At 69.5% G+C, this 15,245-nt stretch carries 10 protein-coding genes and 1 pseudogene; 1 reads left to right on the top strand and 10 read right to left on the bottom strand.

Annotated elements, in window-relative coordinates:
* Positions 1 to 7: 7 nt before the first annotated feature.
* The 6 genes and pseudogenes from trxB to OJ254_RS08840 all read right to left on the bottom strand — a co-directional run bounded on the left by trxB (position 8) and on the right by OJ254_RS08840 (position 9,235).
* Entirely contained in the window at positions 8 to 982 is a 975-nt protein-coding gene (gene trxB / locus OJ254_RS08865; protein WP_265361901.1) for a thioredoxin-disulfide reductase, read from the bottom strand.
* A 114-nt stretch (positions 983 to 1,096) separates the two neighbouring features.
* A complete protein-coding gene (locus OJ254_RS08860; RefSeq protein WP_265361900.1) occupies positions 1,097 to 2,071 on the bottom strand; it encodes an anti-sigma factor family protein in 975 nt (324 codons plus the stop codon).
* A pseudogene (gene sigM, locus OJ254_RS08855) lies at positions 2,068 to 2,762 on the bottom strand (RNA polymerase sigma factor SigM). Before sigM ends, OJ254_RS08860 begins: the two are co-directional and overlap by 4 nt.
* Before the next feature lie 125 nt (positions 2,763 to 2,887).
* Entirely contained in the window at positions 2,888 to 4,597 is a 1,710-nt protein-coding gene (locus tag OJ254_RS08850) for a protein kinase family protein (protein WP_265361899.1), read from the bottom strand.
* Positions 4,598 to 4,704: 107 nt separating this feature from the next.
* Positions 4,705 to 6,924 (bottom strand): murein biosynthesis integral membrane protein MurJ, encoded by a 2,220-nt coding sequence (gene murJ, locus OJ254_RS08845; protein ID WP_265361898.1) that lies wholly within the window; start codon positions 6,922 to 6,924, stop codon positions 4,705 to 4,707.
* A 46-nt stretch (positions 6,925 to 6,970) separates the two neighbouring features.
* Complete coding sequence (locus tag OJ254_RS08840; protein WP_265365104.1) at positions 6,971 to 9,235, bottom strand: DUF6049 family protein; 2,265 nt, start codon at positions 9,233 to 9,235, stop codon at positions 6,971 to 6,973.
* A 252-nt stretch (positions 9,236 to 9,487) separates the two neighbouring features.
* Here OJ254_RS08840 and OJ254_RS08835 point away from each other — a divergent pair, with 252 nt between their 5' ends.
* A complete protein-coding gene (locus OJ254_RS08835) occupies positions 9,488 to 10,966 on the top strand; it encodes a CCA tRNA nucleotidyltransferase (protein ID WP_265361896.1) in 1,479 nt (492 codons plus the stop codon).
* A gap of 202 nt (positions 10,967 to 11,168) precedes the next feature.
* On the opposite strand, the gene OJ254_RS08830 is transcribed toward OJ254_RS08835, so the two are convergent.
* The 4 genes from OJ254_RS08830 to OJ254_RS08815 all read right to left on the bottom strand — a co-directional run bounded on the left by OJ254_RS08830 (position 11,169) and on the right by OJ254_RS08815 (position 14,999).
* Positions 11,169 to 11,741: an LppU/SCO3897 family protein gene (locus OJ254_RS08830; protein WP_265361895.1), complete on the bottom strand. Its 573-nt coding sequence runs from the start codon at positions 11,739 to 11,741 to the stop codon at positions 11,169 to 11,171.
* Positions 11,742 to 11,851: 110 nt separating this feature from the next.
* Entirely contained in the window at positions 11,852 to 13,111 is a 1,260-nt protein-coding gene (locus OJ254_RS08825; RefSeq protein ID WP_265361894.1) for an MFS transporter, read from the bottom strand.
* Between the two features lie 78 nt (positions 13,112 to 13,189).
* Entirely contained in the window at positions 13,190 to 14,272 is a 1,083-nt protein-coding gene (locus OJ254_RS08820; RefSeq protein WP_265361892.1) for an inositol-3-phosphate synthase, read from the bottom strand.
* A gap of 46 nt (positions 14,273 to 14,318) precedes the next feature.
* Positions 14,319 to 14,999 carry a PadR family transcriptional regulator gene (locus tag OJ254_RS08815; RefSeq protein ID WP_261956684.1) on the bottom strand — a complete coding sequence of 227 codons (681 nt, stop codon included), beginning with the start codon at positions 14,997 to 14,999 and terminating at the stop codon, positions 14,319 to 14,321.
* Between the last annotated feature and the right edge of the window lie 246 nt (positions 15,000 to 15,245).

Below are 15,245 nucleotides of genomic sequence, written 5' to 3'. Positions count from 1 at the left end.
CCGCGGGTCAGGCGGCCGGGGTCTTCTCGGGCTCGGGGGTCGACTCGCCGTCCGCCAGCGCAGCGAGGTACCGCTCAGCGTCGAGAGCGGCGGAGCAGCCCGTGCCGGCCGCGGTGATCGCCTGGCGGTAGGTGTGGTCGACCACGTCGCCGGCCGCGAAGACGCCCGTCAGGTTGGTGCGGGTGCTGGGCGCGTCGACCTTGAGGTAGCCCTCGTCGTCGAGGTTCAGCTGGCCCTTGAAGAGCTCGGTGCGCGGATCGTGGCCGATCGCGATGAAGAGGCCGGTGACGGGAAGCTCCGAGGTCTCGCCGCTCTTGAGGTTGCGCAGGGTCAGGCCGGAGAGCTTGTTCTCGCCGTGGATCTCGGCGACCTCGCTGTCCCAGACGAACTTGATCTTCGGGTCGGCGAAGGCACGCTCCTGCATCGCCTTGCTGGCCCGAAGGGTGTCGCGGCGGTGGACGACCGTGACCGACTTGGCGAACCGCGAGAGGAAGGTGGCCTCCTCCATCGCGGTGTCGCCGCCGCCGATGACGGCGATGTCCTGGTCCTTGAAGAAGAACCCGTCGCAGGTGGCGCACCAGGACACGCCACGACCGGAGAGCTCGTCCTCACGGGGCAGACCGAGCTTGCGGTGCTGCGAGCCGGTGCTGACGATGACTGCCTTCGCGCGGTGCACATTGCCGGCGGTGTCGGTGACGGTCTTGATGTCCTCGCTGAGGTCGACCGAGACGATGTCGTCGGGCACCAGCTCGGCGCCGAAGCGCTCGGCCTGGGCGCGCATGTTGTCCATCAGGTCCGGCCCCATGATGCCGTCGCGGAAACCGGGGAAGTTCTCCACGTCGGTGGTGTTCATCAGCGCGCCTCCGGCGGTGACGGCACCTTCGAAGACCAGCGGCTTCAGGGACGCGCGGGCGGTGTAGAGCGCTGCGGTGTAGCCCGCGGGCCCGGAGCCGATGATGATCACGTTGCGGACGTCGCTCACGGGTGTCTTCCTTGTCTCTGCCGACTGCTTGCTGGGGCTCTCGGAACTCTCACCCCACCCAACGGATCCTACGGGGCATGCATTCCCGGAGTGTCACAGCGCACTACTCGTCGTTCAGTCTCGCGGGTACGAGTGCGACAGCAGGACCTTTCCGGGGGCCGGTGGCGTAGCCGAGACACAGGAGGACGAGACCACATACGCCGAGACGCGCTTGGCATCCGCCGGGTCCGGCAGGACGACCAGGAAGGCGTCCTTGCCCTGGTAGCGGGTGTGGCTGGACGCGAGCGGGGCCTCCGGGCGGCCGATGCCGAGGCGGACGCAGGACGGAATGGTGTCGGTACTGCCCCGCAACGGGCTCTCGGGAGAGCTGCGGGCACCGATGTCCGGCGATTTGTGCGAGCCCTTGGTCGCCAGTAGGGCGTGGACGTGGGAGCCGAGATTGGCGGCGGTCAGGCCGGTCGCACCGCCCGAGCCTTTCTCGGTGGTCGCCGTGGGCCGGGGAGGTCCGGCCTGCGTACCCTCCGTGGCGGCGTTCTGCAGGAGCAGGCCGCCGACGCTGAAGACGGCTGCGGCCGCTGCGGTGCCGAGCAGCACTCGCGGCCAGCGCCGTGCCCGGGAGGCCCGGCCGCCGCGTGTCTGCCGGCCCGGTCCGGAGGAACCAGTGGGACGTCCGGCGGGGCGGGTGATCGGCGCGCCCCGGACAGGTGCCTCGGGCTCGGTTTCACGTGAAACAGGAGCGGGACGGGCGGTCGTTTCACGCGCCGCCGTGGTACGGGTCACCGTTTCGCTGGTCGCTGTTTCACGTGAAACATGCGCGGCGGAGCCCGGAACGGTGGCATTGAGAAGTGCCTCGGCTGCGAGGGCGGCATCGATACGCCCGGCGACATCAGTCGGCATGCGCATCGGCCCGGGGAGCCTGCCGAGCATCCCCCGGATCTCTTCCAGGGAGTCGTAGACGTCCTCGCACAGGGCACAGCCGGCGAGGTGGGCGCGCAGTTCCGCGCTGCGCGAGGGGGAGAGCAGTCCGTCCGTGAGGTCGGAGATCTCGGAGACCTCCGGGTGCTCACCCGTGCCGGTCGTCGACGTCACGCTCGCCCACCTCCGCCCTTCACGGCACCTGTGTCCTTCGGTCCTGCCGTCGGTGGGACGGATGTCCCCTGCGCCCGGTTCCTTCCCCGGCTCGCCGGGTTGCTACCCCCGCCGTCAGCCCGCAGATGGGTGACCAAGGGAGGAGGCGGGCACGGCCGCGTGCGCAGCGGCTCTTCACCGTTCCGGTCGGGATGTCGAGGATCGCGGCTGCCTCGGCGACGGGGTATCCCTGCATGTCGACGAGGACCAGGGCGGCGCGCTGTTCCTCGGGAAGAGTGCGCAGGGCGCGGAGCAGCTCGCGGTGCAGGTCTTGGCGCTCGGCGGGGACCGCGGCGGACTCCTCGGGTTCGAGGAGCTGCTCCAGCCGCTCAGTGTCGGCAACCGGCGCGGTGCGCCGGGAAGCGGCCTTGCGGGCCCGGTCCAGGCAGGCGTTGACCGTGATGCGGTGCAGCCAGGTCGTCACCGCGGACTGTCCGCGGAAGGTGTGGGCCGCGCGGTAGGCGGAGACCAGGGCGTCCTGTACGGCGTCCGCGGCTTCCTCACGATCACCGAGAGTGCGCAGTGCCACCGCCCAGAGCCGGTCGCGATGACGCCGGACGATCTCCCCGAACGCATCGGGGTCGCCCTTCACGTGCAGCGCAAGGAGATCGGCGTCGGTTGGTGTCGAAGCCTCGTCGCTGTCGGTGGACACGGGCCCCCCGGCCGTAGCTGCCTGATCTCGGTCCCATTGAAGCCCGCCGGGTGGGGAAAGTAAATGTGCCGAGGGGCGTTGATCAGCGGGCGAGCGACCCGTTTCAGCCGCTCGCCCGCTACCGCTCAGCCCGTCACCTTGATCTCGGAGATCCCGCCGCGGAACCAGTCGTCGCCGTCGCTCGGCAGCTCGGTGATGTGGATCAGCACGTAACGCGTCTTGACGGCCTTGTCCAGCTTCACCGTCAGCTTCTCACCGGCCTTCGTCGGCTTGGAGAGCCGCCGCGAGAAGTCACTGAGCGCTGCCGGGCTCGATGCGGACGGCGCCGCTGCCAGAACCTCAGCGGTCTGGCCCGGACGGTACATGCTGACCTCTACACCGGAGACGTCCTTGGCGCTTCCGAGGTCTATGACGATGCCGCTGCCGTCCTTGCGGGCCGGCAGGTTCCCGAAGTTCGGCCAGCCCTGGAAACGGCCGGTCACCCACGCCGTCGAGGGCTTGCCGTCCGTCGCGTTCGACGCCTCGTTTCCGGAGAACGCAGAGGCCAGCGGAGAGAACTCCGTGGCACTCTGGATCGCCAGCGGAGCCGACGGCTTCTTCTTCTCGGTGCCACCCTGCGGCTGCGAGTTCCCCGGATCGTCCTGGTCCTTCTCGCGCTTCAGCAGGGTGTCCGCGAGCTGCCAGCTGCCCAGGCCCAGCGCCGCGATGAGCAGCGCGGAGACGGACCACTTCAGGGCCCGGCCGGTACGGCTCTGGAGCGGGGGCGGCGGAGTGGCGATCGCCTGCGTCGGGCGGCCGGCCGGGGCGTTGTGGGACGCCGCCTGCCGGTAGCTGCCCTGCTGGTACCCCGTGCGCTGGTACGGCGGGGGCGTGCTGAACGCGGTCTCCGGGGGCCGGATGCGGGGCATCGCCGCGACCGCCTTGGACAGCTCCTCCGGCGTGGTGCACGGCTGCTCCTGGCGGGAGGCAGTGGCGCCGTCGTTGATCAGCGCGCGCATGGCGAGCTCGGAGAGGCCGCGGTGGACACCGGCGCGCACCTGGTCGGGCGCGATCAGCCCGACGCCCTTCGGCAGCCCGGTCAGGCCGTGCGCGTCGTTCTCGTACGGCCAGCGCTGGGTGAGCGCGGCGTACAGCAGTGCGCCGATCGCCTCGGTGTCCGTGCGCTGCGGGTGCTCGCAGGTGATGCCGCGGAGCGCGGCCATGACGGCCAGGCCGCGGATGCGGTACTGCCCGGATTCGGTCCGCAACACCGAGCTGGGGGTGATCCGGAGGTGGGCCAGGCCCTCGCGGTGTGCGGCGGCCATGGCCTGGGAGACCTGGCTGACGAGCTGGTACGCCTCGTGTGGCTCCAGGGGGCCGTTGGCGAGGTGGGTGGTCAGTTCGGTGGCGTCCGGAAGCCACTCGTGGACGACGTAGACGAGGTCGTTCTCCTCGACGGCGTCCAGGACCTGGACGAAGCGGGGGTCGCCGAGCAGCGCCGAGGAACGGGCCGCGGAGAGCACCGGCCGGGCCCTCGGATGGTCGGCGGGCAGGATGTGTACGCCGACGGCGCGGCGCAGCTTTTCGTCGACCGCACGCCAGCTGCTGAATCCGTCCAGACGGGTGACGCACTCTTCGAGGCGGTAGCGTCTGGCGAGCTTGTGGCCGCTGTGCAGATCCGGTGGCTGGGCCTCGTCCGCCGCACGCGTTTCGTCGGTGCGTGCCGCGTCCTCGTCCCTGCTGGATACCTTCTCGGCCTTAGCACCGTCGTCCGTGACCTCGCCCGCCTTGGCGGTCAGCGGCTCTTCGCCGCTCGTGTCGGCCACGTCGACGGCAGCCGTGCTCCGTTCCGCCACCGTCGTTCCTGCCTCCCCATCCGTTGCAGGCTCAATGAGCCAAGACAATTGTGCCCACAGTCCGCCACTATGCACGACACACGGTGGCAGTCGATGGTTGTGCTCAATCAACGCCCAAGCTTTGACCGGACCATGCCGACCAGGGCGTTCATTTCCTCGATGCGCATTTTGCGTGCGGCGACGTAGAACACGCCCAGAAGGGCGGCGGCGCCGACGATCAGAGCGGCCAGCGAGCCGATGAACCCGCTGCCCAGCGTCTGCATGATCGCGTACACCAGGACGCCGGAGACGAGCGTGGCCGGGATGCTGGCGCCCGCCAGCCGCGCGTAGGTCCGGACGACGTGCGCCGTGTCGAGGTCACCGTCCATCCGCCTGCTCAGCCGCTGCCAGGCCACGCCGACGCCGATGATGTACGCCAGGCCGTAGGAGGCCGCCATGCCCACCACGGCCCAGCGGGCGGGCAGGACCAGGAAGCAGAGCCCGGAGGCGGCGGCGTTGACGGCGGCGACGATCACCGTGTTGTAGAAGGGGGTGCGGGTGTCCTCGTACGCGTAGAAGGCGCGCAGGACGACGTACTGCACCGAGAACGGGATCAGGCCCACGCCGAAGCCCATCAGCATGTAGCCCATCGGGACGCCGGCGCCGGACGAGCCGTAGACCAGGGTGCACAGCGGGACGCCGAGGGACAGGAAACCGAACGCGATCGGGACGATGGCGACCGCGGAGGTGCGCAGGCCCTGCGACATGTCGTCCCGGACGGCGCCGGTGTCGCCGTCGTGCGCGGACCGGGCCAGCCGCGGCAGCAGCGCCGCCATGACGGAGACGGTGATGATCGCCTGCGGCATGTTCCAGATCAGCTGGGCGCTGGCGTACGAGATGAAGCCGGTGCCCGGGTGTCCCTGCTGGTCGGCGGTGTTGCCGGCCCAGGTGGAGAGCTGGGTGACGACGAGCACGCCGGCCTGGTTGGCGAGCACGAAGAGCACGGTCCACTTGGCGAGCTTGGCGGCCTTGCCCAGGCCGTGGCCGCGCCAGTCGAACCGCAGCCGGAGCTTGAAGTCGGCGTCGCGCAGGTACGGGATCATCGCCAGCGCCTGGACGACGAGCCCGAGGAGGGTGCCGATGCCCAGGAGGCGGATGCCCTCGTCGGGGATGGTGGTGACGCCGATGTGCGAGGTCTTCGCCGTGCCGTAGACCCAGATGAAGAGGCCGAAGGTGGCGATCATGACGATGTTGTTGAGGACCGGGGTCCACATCATCGCGCCGAAGCGGCCGCGGGCGTTGAGGATCTGCCCCATGACCACGTGCAGGCCCATGAAGAAGATCGTGGGGACGCAGTAGCGGGTGAACGCCACCGCGACCTCGTTGGCCGCCGGGTCCCGGGAGATGTCGAACGAGACCAGTTTCACCAGCAGGGGCGCTGCGACCACCGCCAGCACCGTCAGCACCCCGAGCACGACGATGACGAGGGTCAGCAGCCGGTTGGCGTACGCCTCGCCGCCGTCGTCGTCCTCCTTCATCGCGCGCACCAGCTGCGGCACGAAGACGGAGTTCAGGCCGCCGCCGATGGTCAGGATGAAGATCATCGTCGGGAGCTGGTAGGCGACCTGCCAGGAGTCACCGAGCACCGCGCCGCCGAGCGCGGCGACGATCAGCGCCGAGCGGACGAAGCCCGTCAGGCGGGACACCATCGTGCCGGCGGCCATCACGGCGCTGGACTTGAGCAGTCCGGAGGCCCGGCCGCCGGAGGGCTTGCCGGCCGCCGGCACGGGAGCGGGCTCCGGTTCCGTCGCGGTCTGCTGGGGCACGGCCTCCGGGCCGGGTACCGCCCCGGTCACCGGCGCCCCGGCGGGCGGGCCGGCCGGGGCGGGGCGCTGGGGCTCGTAGGGATGCTGATCCCGGTAGAGGTGTGCAAAGGCGTCGGACTCCGGACGCTCGCCCCCGGCCTGATTGACCAGGGGATCGACGCCCATGAACTGCGTCGTCGCGGCGTCGTCACCGTACGGAGCGGCCCGGTCCGGGCGCTGCGGCGCGGGTGTGCGGGGCGCGGCCCACGCCTGCGGGTCAGGAGCCTGCCGCCCGGGCCCGGGCTGCGGGTAGAACGGCTTGGTGGGCTGCCCCGGGGACGGCGGCGGGTGCGCGGCGCGGTCGTAGCGCGCGTCGCTCACCGGATCCTGGGCCATCGGGTCCTGGGCGTGGTGCGGGTCGTTGCGGTAGGCGTCCCGGACGTAGGGGTCCTGCTCCGTGGGGAACGGGGGCGTCGGAGGGACCGGCCCCATGGGGTCGCCATTGGCGCCCCGGCCCCGGTCACCGTCGTACGGCGCATTCATCGCTGCCCCACCTCATCAGTCGCCGGCCATCCGGCCCCGCCATCTATCAACGGTCCACTTTCTCACCTGAGCCGGACGGCTCGGAGTTTTCCGAACCGGTGTCCGGCGCGGGGTCACTCGGCTGCTCGGGCTCGTCTCCGTCCGTGCCACCGTCGTTGCCGTCCGTGCCCGCCGTGCCTTCGGAGCCGTCATCGGGGCCGTCCTCCTCGGGCCGGCTGCCCGCCCGCTTGCGCTGGAGGTAGATCCGTACGCCGGCGAGCACGAGCAGCAGCACGCCGCCCGCGATGACGAGCATCACCGTGGCGGTGATCTCCGTGACGTTCACCTGGAACGTCATGGGCTCACCGTAGGGCTTGCCGTCCGAGGTGTAGAGCTGGGCGGTCACCCAGGCCCGGCCGTTGGCGTTGGCGGTGGTGTCGAACTTGAACGACTGGCTGTGCCCGCCGTCCACCGAGATCTGCTGCGACTTGCCCACGTCGAGCCGGTTGGGCTGGGAGGACGTGAGCCGCAGCGTCATGTCCCTGACGCCCTGGAAGAGGTTGTTCTGGACCGTCACCGGAATCGTGGCGCTGCGCCCGGAGAGCGTGGCCTCCGACTTCTGGATCAGGTGCACCTTCGTCGTCAGGTTGTCGAGGTAGTTGCGCACGGAGTGACGGAAGCCGGCGGCACCGGAGCCGTCGCCGCGCCACTGCGTCGACATCTCCCGCATTATCGCGTTGCCGAACGGGGTCACCACCCGCTCCGGCTGGGCCAGGATCGGCTGGAAGTCCTCCAGCGACGACTGCGTGCCCTGGATCTGCCGGAACGCCTCGGTGGGGAGCTCCTGCCGGCGCAGCGAGGCCGGGTAGGAGGCGCTGCTCGGCACCTGGCGGGTGGCCGCGGGGTCGGGCTTGGCCTTGGCCGCGGCGCCGAGGTTCTGCGCCTGGGTCCAGCGGCCGGACTCGTCCAGCTCACGCAGGGCGGTGGCCATGGCGTGCGCCTGGCTGGCCGACGGCATCCGCTGCGGCGCGACGACGACACTGCGCTGCCGGTCCGGGTCCTGGAGGCCGATCATCTGGGTCTGGGCGAGGAATTCCTGGACCGCGTGCGTCGCGTTCGTCGCCTTCGACATGTCGCCCTCGAAGGCGCGGGAGAGCTGTGCGTCCGCCACGATGGCGGTGTTGCCGCCGCCGATGGGACGGGCCGCCGTCGGGGTGTACGACAGCTGGCCGGCGTCCCGGAGGCTGTCGCTGCGGGTGATCACGTTGTGCGCGCCGGCCGAGGTCGCGACATCGACGATCGAGCGGTCGATGGCGCCGTCGAGGGGCCAGGCGAAGTCCGTACGCGGCTTGACCCCGAGGATCGTGTCCACGGTCTTGTCGGCGAGGTCGGTGGCCGGCCCGAGGTGGCCGAGCGCACTCGGCACGCCCTTGCCGTGGTGGGCGAGCGAGGCCAGGTCGGGGTCGGCGAAGGGCAGCGCGACCACCTGGTGCGACTTCACCGCCTCTTCGAGCTCGTGCAGCCACTGTTTGGCGACCGCCTGGTTCTTCCCCATGGGGCCGTCCGGGCCGTTCACCCGGTACGACTTGGTCATCGCGTCGACGGTCGCGAGCAGGTCCGGGTCGATGACGAAGGTCACCGGGAGGTTCTTGCCGAGCGTGACCATCTGCTGCAGCCGGCCGCCGGGGGCGAGCTCGGCGGCGAGATCGTCGTTGCGGAAGACCGGGGTCTGCTGGGTGTCGGCGTCGGTCTCCGCCGTGAGGTGCGTGGACGAGATCAGCGGCCACATGTAGGTGAGCTGCGTCTTCTTGTCGGCAGCCGCGGACTGCCAGGGCAGGAAGGTCCGGTCGATGCCCAGGAGCTGGTCGTACGGCGAGGACTGGGAGTGCCCCGACAGAGAGACACCGATCTGATACACGCCGTCATCGTTGAGATCGAGGTCCTTGACCGGGACGCTCAGGCTGAAGGGGCGACTGGCACCGGCCTCCAGCTTGTCGATCTTCTCCGTGTGGCCCTTGATCTCCTCGCCGTCCACGCTGGGCAGATAGCCGGTCCGACGGGAGGCCGTCTCGATCGAACTGCGGTTGCCCAGCGCGTCGCCGCGGTGCATGCCGACGTGCGCGTCGGTGATCGTGCTGCGGCTGTCGTTGGTCAGGGTGCCGGAGACGGTGACGGTGTCGCCCTTGCCGGGAGCCGACGGCGACATGGAGTCGATGGACACGTCGACCGCGTGCGACCCGGCCGCAGCGGCCTGGGCGGAGGGGGCGTGCGGGGCCTGGAGCAGTCCCACGAGCAGGGGTACTCCAGTGACGAGTGTCACGGTCCTGCGCAGCCATCGACCACGCGGCCGTTCAGTCCCCTGGAACCCTGCCGCCTCGGCCACGCGCTCGCCCGTCCCTCGTCGTCGTCAGTGGTCGTCGGAATGTGCGTCCACGAATGGTAACGAGACCCGCCGCGGACGAGTGCCGCGGACTGCTCCACATGATCGCGGAGCCGACGGCCGCCCGACCGTCCTGTCCCCTTTATTACCTGCGCCTTTATTACGTGGCGCTTCGCGCGGCGCGGCCACGTACCCTGTTCTGTTGTGCCGAACGCCAACAATGACCTCCCTGCCCCGCACGCCGAGCGGGCCCCGCAGTCGACGAACGCGTTGAACCACGTACAGCGCCGCGCCGTGAGCGAGCTCCTGCGGGTGTCCCCCGTCGCGGACGACCTGGCCCGCCGATTCCAGGAGGCCGGGTTCACACTTGCCCTGGTCGGCGGCTCGGTCCGGGACGCGCTGCTCGGCCGGCTCGGCAACGACCTGGACTTCACCACCGACGCACGCCCCGAGGACGTCCTGAAGATCGTCCGGCCGTGGGCGGACGCGCTCTGGGAGGTCGGGATCGCCTTCGGCACGGTCGGCTGCAAGAAGGACTCGTTCGACATCGAGGTCACGACCTACCGCTCCGAGGCGTACGACCGCACCTCCCGCAAGCCCGAGGTGTCCTACGGCGACTCCATCGAGGACGACCTGGTGCGCCGGGACTTCACGGTGAACGCGATGGCGGTCTTCCTGCCGCAGAAGGAGTTCGTCGACCCGCACAACGGCCTGGAAGACCTGGCCGCCCGCGTGCTGCGGACGCCGGGTGCGCCGGAGGACTCGTTCTCGGACGATCCGCTGCGGATGATGCGGGCGGCCCGGTTCGCCGCCCAGCTGGACTTCGAGGTCGCGCCCGAGGTCGTCGCCGCGATGAAGGCGATGTCCGACCGCATCGACATCGTCTCCGCGGAGCGGGTCCGGGACGAGCTGAACAAGCTGATCCTCGCGCCGCACCCGCGCAAGGGACTGCGACTGCTCGTCGACTCCGGCCTGGCGGACCGGGTCCTTCCCGAGCTTCCCGCGCTGCGCCTGGAAAGTGACGAGCATCACCGTCACAAGGACGTCTACGAGCACTCGCTCACGGTGCTGGAGCAGGCGATCGACCTCGAAGAGGACGGTCCCGATCTGGTGCTGCGGCTGTCGGCCCTGCTGCACGACATCGGCAAGCCGCGGACGCGCCGCTTCGAGAAGGACGGCCGGGTCTCCTTCCACCACCACGAGGTGGTGGGCGCGAAGATGACCAAGAAGCGGATGGCCGCGCTGAAGTACTCCAACGACATGATCAAGGACGTCTCGCTTCTGGTGGAGCTGCATCTGCGCTTCCACGGCTACGGCACCGGCGAATGGACCGACTCGGCGGTCCGCCGCTATGTCCGTGACGCCGGCCCGCAGCTGGAGCGGCTGCACAAGCTGACGCGTTCGGACTGCACGACCCGCAACAAGCGCAAGGCCGGTGCCCTGTCCCGCGCCTACGACGGGCTGGAGGAGCGCATCGCGCTGCTGCAGGAGCAGGAAGAGCTCGATGCGATCCGTCCGGACCTGGACGGCAACGACATCATGGAGATTCTGGGTCTGCGGCCGGGCCCCGAGGTCGGCAAGGCGTACAAGCAGATGCTGGAGCTCCGGCTGGAGCACGGGCCCATGGAGCGCGAGGCGGCGATCGCCGCGCTGAAGGACTGGTGGGCCACGCAGCAGGGCTGATGTTTCACGTGAAACGGCCGGACGGCCGGCCGGGTGTGATGTTTCACGTGAAACGAGCAGACCGCGGACAGCTGCCACGTTTCACGTGAAACGAGCGGACGGTGGCTCGGTGTCGTGTTTCCCGTGAAACGTGGCGCAGACGGCTGGGGCGGTGTTTCACGTGAAACACCGCCCCAGAGCCGTCTTCAGGAGACGGAGTGCGCTACTTCGTGGGGGTCAGGCAGAGCACCATGGCCGTGTCGGCCCGCCGGCGGCGGTGCACCGTCTTGACATAGGCGTCCTCGCCGGCGGAGCACACGGTCGGGTCCGAAGTGCCGTCGTGCACCTTGGAGACCTTGTACTGGGCTTCCCCGCTGCTGCAGTCGACCACTGCGAGCCCGTCGTCGAGTGAACTGCTGGACTTCTTCACGCAGTCGCCGGCCTCGGCGTTGCTGGCGTCGTCGCGGCTGGTGAACCAGAAGAACGCGAAGGCGGCCAGAACGACGACGATCCCGATGCCCCGCAGGATCGACTTGGCGGAATGGGTCTTGGTCGGGCGGGGCGGCGGTATGGGAGCGCCGGGCTGCACATAAGGCTGCTGCGGCTGTGCCGGGTACCCGGGCTGGGGCTGACCGTAGGGCGCCTGCGGCTGCTGGGGATAGGCGTATCCGCCCTGGGGCTGGCCGTACGGCGCCTGGGGGGCCGGTGGCGCCTGCGGATACGGGTTCTGGCCGTAAGGCTGCTGCCCGTACGGCGCCTGGCCGTATGGATTGGGACCCGGCGGCGGCATGGTCATGGAACTCCCCCGATTTTGTTGTGTACAGGCTTGTGTGGGACGCCCGTAAGGTACCGGGTCCCGGCGCCCACCGCAGGGACGGTGTCCTACGGGCCGAGGGAGGGCGGGGCCTAACTCCGCCGAAAGCGGGCCATTGCCGCGGCGACCAGCCCGTAGATGACGGTCACCATCCCGAGCAACGCGGCCGATCTGCCGTCCGGCGGCAGCATGAGGGCGGCGACCGCGGCGGCGCCGACGAAGGCGACATTGAAGAGCACGTCGTACAGGGCGAAGATGCGCCCGCGGAAGGCGTCGTCGACCCACGACTGGACGACCGTGTCGGTGGAGATCTTGGTGCCCTGGGTGCCAAGACCAAGCACGAACGCGGCGGCCAGCATCGGCCCCGGTGTGAAGAAGAGGCCCAGTGCCGGCACCAGCACCGCACATCCGAAGGCACAGCAGGCGATCCAGCCGAACGGGGTGAGCCGTTCCACCGCCCAGGGAGTGACAACGGCGGCGGCGAAGAATCCCGCCCCCGACACCACGACGGCGATGCCGAGCAGCGCCAGGCCCTCGGACTCGGTGGCCGACCACGCATACCGGCACAGCATCAGCACCATGACCGTCAGTGCCCCGTAGCAGAAGCGGATCAGGGTCATCGCGGCCAGGGCACGGGCCGGTACGCGCCGCTGGGCGAGATGGCGCAGGCCCGCCGCGAGGCCCCGGACGGTGCTCAACAGGGCCTCGCCCAGGTGGGGTTGGAGCTGCGTCGGGTCGGGGCCGAGCAGCTGCGGCGTCATGCGCAGGGCGGTGAGCGCCGAAAGGAAGTAGAAGGCCGAGGCGAGCAGCACCACGAACGCATCCACGTCGGGGCCGATCAGCCGGATGGCGAAGGCCAGCCCGCCACCGGCCGTCGCGGCGAGCGTCCCGGCCGTCGGGGCGAGCGAGTTGGCCATGACCAATTGCTGTTCACCGTCGACGACGCGGGGCAGCGCGGCCGAGAGGCCGGCCAGGACGAAGCGGTTCACCGCCGTGACCGAGAGGGCCGAGGCGTAGAACAGCCAGTCCGGGACCTTCGACACGATCAGCGCCGCGGTGGCCATGGCGAGCAGCGTCCGCAGCAGGTTCCCGTACAGCAGGACCTGACGGCGCCGCCAGCGGTCGAGCAGTACGCCGGTGAACGGCCCGAGCAGCGAGTAGGGGAGCAGCAGGATGGCCATGGCGGAGGCGATGGCCGCGGGCGAGGCCTGTTTCTCCGGGGAGAAGACGACGTAGGTGGCGAGCGCGACCTGGTACACGCCGTCGGCCGCTTGGGAGAGCAGCCGTGCGGCGAGCAGCGAACGGAAATCGCGTAGCCGGAGTAATACGCGGAGGGCGCGCACAGCATGCATGGGGCACAGCCTCACACAGCCCGCAGGCCCCCGGGTGGAATACCCGGGGGCCTGCGAAGGATGGTGGCGACCGGCGCCTCAGCGCTCGACCTCGCCCTTGATGAACTTCTCGACGTTCTCGCGGGCCTCGTCGTCGAAGTACTGGACCGGCGGGGACTTCATGAAGTACGAGGACGCGGACAGGATCGGGCCGCCGATGCCGCGGTCCTTGGCGATCTTCGCGGCACGCAGCGCGTCGATGATGACGCCCGCGGAGTTCGGGGAGTCCCAGACCTCGAGCTTGTACTCCAGGTTGAGCGGAACGTCGCCGAAGGCGCGGCCTTCGAGGCGGACGTAGGCCCACTTGCGGTCGTCCAGCCAGGCCACGAAGTCCGAGGGGCCGATGTGGACGTTGTCCTCGCCCAGCTCGCGGTCGCGGATCTGCGAGGTGACGGCCTGGGTCTTGGAGATCTTCTTGGACTCCAGGCGCTCGCGCTCGAGCATGTTCTTGAAGTCCATGTTGCCGCCGACGTTCAGCTGCATCGTGCGGTCCAGGACGACGCCCCGGTCCTCGAAGAGCTTGGCCATGACGCGGTGCGTGATGGTGGCGCCGACCTGCGACTTGATGTCGTCACCGACGATCGGGACACCGGCCTCGGTGAACTTGTCGGCCCACTCCTTGGTGCCGGCGATGAAGACCGGGAGGGCGTTGACGAAGGCGACCTTGGCGTCGATGGCGCACTGGGCGTAGTACTTCGCGGCGTCCTCGGAGCCCACCGGGAGGTAGCAGACCAGCACGTCGGCCTGGGTGTCCTTGAGGACCTGGACGATGTCCACCGGAGCCTCGGCGGACTCCTCGATGGTCTGGCGGTAGTACTTGCCCAGACCGTCGAGGGTGTGGCCGCGCTGGACCTGCACGCCGGCGTTCGGCACGTCGCAGATCTTGATGGTGTTGTTCTCGCTCGCGCCGATGGCGTCCGCGAGGTCGAGGCCGACCTTCTTGGCGTCGACGTCGAAGGCGGCCACGAACTCGATGTCACGCACGTGGTGGTCGCCGAACTGCACGTGCATGAGGCCGGGCACGCGGCTGTCCGGGTCGGCGTCCTTGTAGTACTCGACGCCTTGTACCAGCGAGGCGGCGCAGTTGCCCACGCCGACGATGGCTACGCGAACCGAACCCATTCCGGTTGCTCCCTGTGTTCTCGATGAGGAACTGCGCCGCAGTGCCTCATGTGGTGGTGTCATCGGACGGATCCGGCCGGGATCCACCCCGGTGCCGGGGCAGGCCGCCCGTATCTCCTGACTGGTTCTTCTTGTTCTGCGCTGCGGGGTCCGGCGCGCGATGGTCGCGTCCGGCACGCTCACTCTCGATGAGCCCGTTCAGCCAACGGACCTCACGCTCCACGGACTCCATGCCGTGGCGTTGCAGTTCGAGGGTGTAGTCGTCCAGCCGCTCGCGGGACCGGGCCAAGGACGTGCGCATCTTCTCGAGGCGCTCCTCCAGCCGGCTGCGGCGGCCTTCCAGTACACGCATCCGTACGTCCCGCGACGTCTGGCCGAAAAATGCGAAGCGGACGCCGAAGTGTTCGTCCTCCCACGCATCCGGACCGGAGTGGGCGAGCAATTCTTCGAAGTGTTCTTTGCCCTCTGCGGTCAATCGGTAGACGATCTTGGCCCGCCGCCCGGTCAGCGCCGCGGCGGGAACACCCTCCGCGTCACCGTCCGTCTCCTCGGTGAGCCAGCCGTTCGCGACCAGCGCCTTGAGGCAGGGGTAGAGGGTGCCATAGCTGAACGCACGGAACACCCCGAGCGACGTATTGAGCCGTTTACGCAGCTCATAGCCGTGCATCGGGGATTCACGGAGCAGGCCGAGGACGGCGAACTCAAGGATGCCGGAACGTCTGCTCATCCTCCGCCTCCTCGGCCCGGTGCGTTCTTTATGCCGTCCTGATGTATCGACTCGATACATCCAGACGATAGAACGGCCCCTGGGGCGGAACAAGAGGGGGGACGGTGAACGGCGTCACATCACTGATTCGTGCCATCCAACCTGACTGATTTGGAGTGAATTTCAACACTGGGCAGGTTTTGGCCGTGCGTAGTCTGTGCGGCATGCAGACTGCCGGGAACCGCGGGCCGATATCAGACGTCCCCG

The sequence above is a fragment of the Streptomyces endophytica genome (assembly GCF_026153355.1).
Lineage (GTDB): Bacteria > Actinomycetota > Actinomycetes > Streptomycetales > Streptomycetaceae > Streptomyces > Streptomyces endophytica.
The sequence above is the reverse complement of the archived record's forward strand: the minus strand, read 5'-3'. Positions and strand labels throughout refer to the sequence as shown.

Excerpts from the sequence above, each read along its gene's own strand:
- OJ254_RS08825 (WP_265361894.1), bottom strand. The coding sequence starts at position 13,111 with ATGCATGCTGTGCGCGCCCTCCGCGTATTACTCCGGCTACGCGATTTC.
- murJ (WP_265361898.1), bottom strand. The coding sequence starts at position 6,924 with ATGAATGCGCCGTACGACGGTGACCGGGGCCGGGGCGCCAATGGCGAC.
- OJ254_RS08820 (WP_265361892.1), bottom strand. The coding sequence starts at position 14,272 with ATGGGTTCGGTTCGCGTAGCCATCGTCGGCGTGGGCAACTGCGCCGCC.
- OJ254_RS08815 (WP_261956684.1), bottom strand. The coding sequence starts at position 14,999 with ATGAGCAGACGTTCCGGCATCCTTGAGTTCGCCGTCCTCGGCCTGCTC.
- OJ254_RS08830 (WP_265361895.1), bottom strand. The coding sequence starts at position 11,741 with ATGACCATGCCGCCGCCGGGTCCCAATCCATACGGCCAGGCGCCGTAC.